Below are 4,632 nucleotides of genomic sequence, written 5' to 3'. Positions count from 1 at the left end.
CACGTTGACGTTGCCGCTGGCGGCCACGGTAAGGTCCTTGCCGCTGGCCAGGTTGGAGCCCACCACCGAGGCGTGGCCGGTTGACGCGGGCGCGCCGGAAATGGAAGCCCCGGCCAGGAGATTCAGGTTGCCGCCCGACGTGACCATGGCGGCTTTACTGGTGACGCGCTCCCCATTGCGGTGCAAGGAATGCCATTCCTATTCCCATTTCGAGCATAGCCAACAATCAACAACTTTTTCTCCAATGCTGTTTTGAGTCATGCCTTGAGCATTCACCGTAACATTAAAACCAAGAGATTTTTTACAACAAGTAAAGGCACTAGCCCATTCGCAATAATATTCTGCATAGTATAGCTTCTCTCCATTTTCAAAATCAAGAAAGGAGAGGTTTTTCCCTTCAAATTTCTCATCCGTTATTTTTATGTTATTATAATATCCATTCAGGCAACGATCTACCTCCACATCAATTTGAGCGCAAGGCATTTGTTGCTTTTGCACGCTTGCAGGCAAGTGCGCAGCATAGAATTGACTTTGTATTGCCTCACCACATCCAGCAAGGAGGCAGTAGCATATGAATATTAAAACGTTTTTTTTCATATTTATATAGAACTATATTGTCCATATTCACATTTTTTTGTAATATATATCAAACAATATTTAGCATAACGATGCATAATTAATATGCATATCCCATCATTCTTTCTCCAGAACATTCATAAACAACTTTGTTTGAATTATATTTAATATTAAATACAGCAACATATGGAATTGCATTTCCATATGCATCATCTATTTCATAGCTATAATAGTACGCACATATTGTATCTTTATGACCTATTTTTTTGCACATCTTCAATTTTCTATTGTCCATATTATAAATAGAAACTCCTTTATAATAACCACTTCCACAGCGTTTCCACTCATCAAGTGCCCATATAGAACTTTCTCCGGCCATATTATTTGTTTCTGGAGGAAACCAAATTTTTGTAAAGTCTTGTTGGGTAACACGTCCGATACTGCGACAGCCACAAAGTAAAACAAAGCAAAGCAGAAGAGTATTAAAAATACGCATGACCAACCCTCCTTGCCTTAAGGCTGCGGATTATTGCCAACAGGGGGCGTCGGGTTAGGCTGTTCTGGCTGCTTTTTCTTGCCGCTCAGAGTGCCCCAAAGCTGGCTGAAAGAATTCTTCAGACCAGCAAAGGCATCTTGGACATTTATCCACTGATTCCCCAAAAAACCTTTAGGGTCTTCCCATATTTCATTGGCATCCTTCAGAGCATAGGGGATGCCCTGCATCGCCACGACCTCATCCACATAAGTAAAGGCCGCTTTGTAGTTGATATTGGTGACGCTCTGGCTTTCGCTGGTGGTCTTAGTCTGATCGCGGTTCAGACCGTCCAAAGATTGGCCGGGATTATCGCGCACAATAATTTCTCCCCTGCCGATAGTGACATAGGCAGTGACAATAATATAAATTATCTGTTTTTTCTTTCTTGAAAATTATCTCTCCCCTATAAAACGGGCAAGGCCTCCCGGCGAAGGGAGGCCTTGCAGTCATGGCCGGATACCGTCAGATGTACCGTGCTTTACACGGTAATCACCTGGGAATTTTTGCCAAAGACATCCATAGATACGCCCATTTTTGTCTGCATAGATATTGAATACGGTTATATACCAGTCCGTTGTGTCAATACCAGGAATATCTTCCCCATAATAATAATATGCCCAAATTCTGTTCCCATAGTTGGGAAGAATTTTATAAATTCCGCGCTGACTTGGAAGAAGGTTAGCAACGTTTTTCCCCTTGTAATGACCGCTGGAACACCGGCTTTCTTCTCCCCTAGCTTGAAACTCCCACGTTGAGAGGCTGATCATATTTCTAGGAACCCAAATTTTGATTTCCTCTCCGGTCTTAGAGTCGCGCAATGGCTCTCTTGGTATTTCAGGCGAAGGCTTTATACCAATACTATTGGCCATATCTTTCACTATACAAGCCGAAAGCAGGCAACAGACCGCCACCAATAAAAGAATATTGCGCATGGCGGCTTCCTAGTGTTGCGCGCTGGCTTGCGGGCCAGAAGCGGACGACGTTGGCGGGACTGCAGGCGAGCTTGCCGCTGGCGCAGAAGGCTCCTCTTTTTTAGGTTCAGGGCGCTTCAAAAATGGAATGCCCTTAGCCAGACTATCCTGGAGATCATTGAAAAAGGTCTTGGGATCAGCAAATAAGTTGAACGTGCCGGTAAGCATGGACGGAACTCCCCAGCCATCCAAGACCGTATTTACATAGCTGAAGGCAGGTTGCCAGTCGATGTTGACATTGGCGGTCTGCTCAGTTTTCAATGCCTGGGACGGATCGCGGTTCAGACCGTCCAAAGGTTGGCCGGGATTATCGCGTATAATGATCTCACCATTGCCAATAGTGGCATAAGCGGTTTGCGTGCTTTCCGTATAGCTGTGAGCAAACTTGCCAGGCGAGAACATAATGTCCTTTTGGGCAGTTCCCCACCATTCTTTGGCGTTATCCTCAGCAGTAAAAATGCTGGCCATCCAATCGGGGACATTTTTATATTTTTCGGCCTGAGCCTTTTTCTTATCGTCAGCTCTCTTTTGTTCTTCAGACTTCTGATTGTCGCCCTGCACTCCGCTGGTGGACTGAGGATTTTTTTCTCCGTCCTGCAAACCATCTCCCTGCGGCCCATTTTTTCCAGTTTCTCCCTTCCTCTCTTCCGGACTATACTTCCAGTTAATCCCAGCGCTGGTGCTGCTCTGGGTGGTCTTACCCACAAGGTTTTCGTAGGTCAGGGTGCCGGTATCCAGCTTGAGGTTGTCGTTAAGGGCCGCGATGATGGCTCCGGCCACATGCGTGTTGCCTTCGGTATAGATACTCACGCTGTTGGATCCCAAAATGGAGGTCTGGTCACTCACCAATGTGCTATGGCCCTCGCTTACCGAACCGCTGAGGCTGGCAGAATATTCTTCCTTTTCTTTGCTTTTCTGAGGTTCCGTCATGCCTGCAACAACACCTGTTCCCAAAATACTGCCAGCTTCTCCCAGTATGCCGTCCGTGGCGGACGCGGTTCCGGCCGTCGTTATTCCCGTCGCCTTATCTATCGGACTGCTGCCGCCGGAATTCCAAGAATTGCTGACGCTGTATGTATAGTTTCCGCCAGCCTTGTATGAACTGGAGCTGGATGAACTGGTATCCTGCTTGCTGACCACGGTGAGGTTGCGGCCCACGGTCATGTCCACGTCCTTGCCGGTGAGGTTGGCCCCGGCCACGGTGGTGTCCTGCCCGGACACGGTGGTCAGCTTTTCTCCGGCCAGCACCTTGGCGTTGATGTACTTGTGAGCATCGTTGTCGGCCTGATTGCCAGCTAATTGCAAGTTGACGCTGGGGCTTATGCCCCAGCCCTTGGTTCCGGCGGTGGCCTTGACGCCCACGCCCGCGCCGAAGCTGCCGCCGTCGCTGTTGCTTCCGGCAGAGGATTCGGCGGCATGGATATCCAGGTCACGTCCGGCGGCCAGGGTCATATCCCGACCGGCTTGGGCCTGGGTGCCCTGCATGGTCAGGTCTTGTCCGGCGGCCAGGGCCATATCCCTGCCCGCCGACAGTTCGTCGGGCACAGCGGTGGAGGAATGGCTTTCGCTGCTCTTCCAGGAGGAGTCCACGCCCAGAGACAGACTGGCCGAAGCCTGGCTGCCCGCCAGGCTCTCGCCGCTTTTGATGACGGCGTTGGCCTTGCCGACGCCGTCCACAGGGCCGCTGGCATTATTTATATCTTTTACAGAGGTGTACAGCTTCTGTGCGTTGCTGGTCAGATTCTGTTCCAGGGTCAGGCTGAGGCCCGCGCGCAGTGTTTTTTCATAGGCGCTGGCGCTGGCCGTGTCCGTGGCTTGGAGGAGGTTGATATCCTTGCCCGCGGCCATGTTCAAATCTTGGGCCGCAGCCAACCGGGAACCGGACATATTGACGTTCTGCCCGGCATTGACCGTGATGTCGTTATTGGCCGTGATCTGGCTGGCCGCGTTTTGCGTGTTGGCCTTGGCGTTGCCCTTGGCCGTCTCCTGATAGCCCATGAAGAAGCTGGTCTTGTCCAGGCCCAGGATGCCTTCTACGCCGAAGCCGGAGGCAAATTTCTCCTTGCTGTGGGAGGAGGTGTTGGCGCCGCCGAGAATGTTGGCATCCCGTCCGGCATTGATGGTCACGTTATTGCCCGCGCTGAGGCTGGAACCCACAATGGCCGCGTCGCGCGAGGCCGTGAGCGTGATGTCCTGTCCGGCGGCCAGTGACGAGCCCTTGCTGGTGCTGCCCGCGCTTTGCTCTTTTTTGCCCTCGGTGCCGTAGAAGCTCGTAAAGGAGCCGCCCCCGCCCAGGCCGAAGCCGGTCTGCTTTTTGTAATACCAGGACGTGGACTGGTTTTTGCCGTCCACAACGGCCACGTCGCCGTCGCGGGCCGTGAGGTTGATATTGTCCACGGCGGCCAGATTGGAGGTCGTGAGGCTGACGCTCTTGCCCGCGTCCAGGGTGATGTTTTGGCCGATGAGGTTGGATTCTACCTGGGTCAGCGAGGAGTTGCCCTCCTTCTTGGAAGAGGAACTGAGGCCCAGCGCGCCCACGGTGGACTTGGT

At 51.4% G+C, this 4,632-nt stretch carries 6 protein-coding genes; all 6 read right to left on the bottom strand.

Translation table 11 applies throughout. The features are described from left to right. A partial coding sequence (locus KH208_RS15200; RefSeq protein WP_291437701.1) for a hypothetical protein occupies positions 1-186 on the bottom strand: 186 nt, incomplete at its 3' end. Positions 187-198: 12 nt separating this feature from the next. Further along, complete coding sequence (locus KH208_RS15195) at positions 199-597, bottom strand: hypothetical protein (RefSeq protein ID WP_291437699.1); 399 nt, start codon at positions 595-597, stop codon at positions 199-201. Positions 598-676: 79 nt separating this feature from the next. Continuing rightward, complete coding sequence (locus KH208_RS15190; protein ID WP_291437697.1) at positions 677-1,072, bottom strand: hypothetical protein; 396 nt, start codon at positions 1,070-1,072, stop codon at positions 677-679. Between the two features lie 17 nt (positions 1,073-1,089). Continuing rightward, positions 1,090-1,428, bottom strand: a complete 339-nt coding sequence (locus KH208_RS15185; RefSeq protein WP_291437696.1) for a hypothetical protein — start codon at positions 1,426-1,428, stop codon at positions 1,090-1,092. 129 nt (positions 1,429-1,557) lie between these two features. After that, a complete protein-coding gene (locus tag KH208_RS15180) occupies positions 1,558-2,043 on the bottom strand; it encodes a hypothetical protein (protein WP_291437694.1) in 486 nt (161 codons plus the stop codon). A gap of 9 nt (positions 2,044-2,052) precedes the next feature. Continuing rightward, positions 2,053-4,632 (bottom strand): hemagglutinin repeat-containing protein (locus KH208_RS15175; RefSeq protein ID WP_291437692.1); only part of this gene is annotated, 2,580 nt, incomplete at its 5' end.

This window comes from Desulfovibrio sp. (assembly GCF_018379785.1).
In the GTDB taxonomy this organism is placed as follows: Bacteria; Desulfobacterota; Desulfovibrionia; order Desulfovibrionales; family Desulfovibrionaceae; genus Desulfovibrio.
The sequence above is the reverse complement of the archived record's forward strand: the minus strand, read 5'-3'. Positions and strand labels throughout refer to the sequence as shown.

What these genes read in the sequence shown, in the direction of transcription:
- KH208_RS15195 (WP_291437699.1), bottom strand. Translation starts at nt 597, where the DNA reads ATGAAAAAAAACGTTTTAATATTCATATGCTACTGCCTCCTTGCTGGA.
- KH208_RS15180 (WP_291437694.1), bottom strand. Translation starts at nt 2,043, where the DNA reads ATGCGCAATATTCTTTTATTGGTGGCGGTCTGTTGCCTGCTTTCGGCT.
- KH208_RS15190 (WP_291437697.1), bottom strand. Translation starts at nt 1,072, where the DNA reads ATGCGTATTTTTAATACTCTTCTGCTTTGCTTTGTTTTACTTTGTGGC.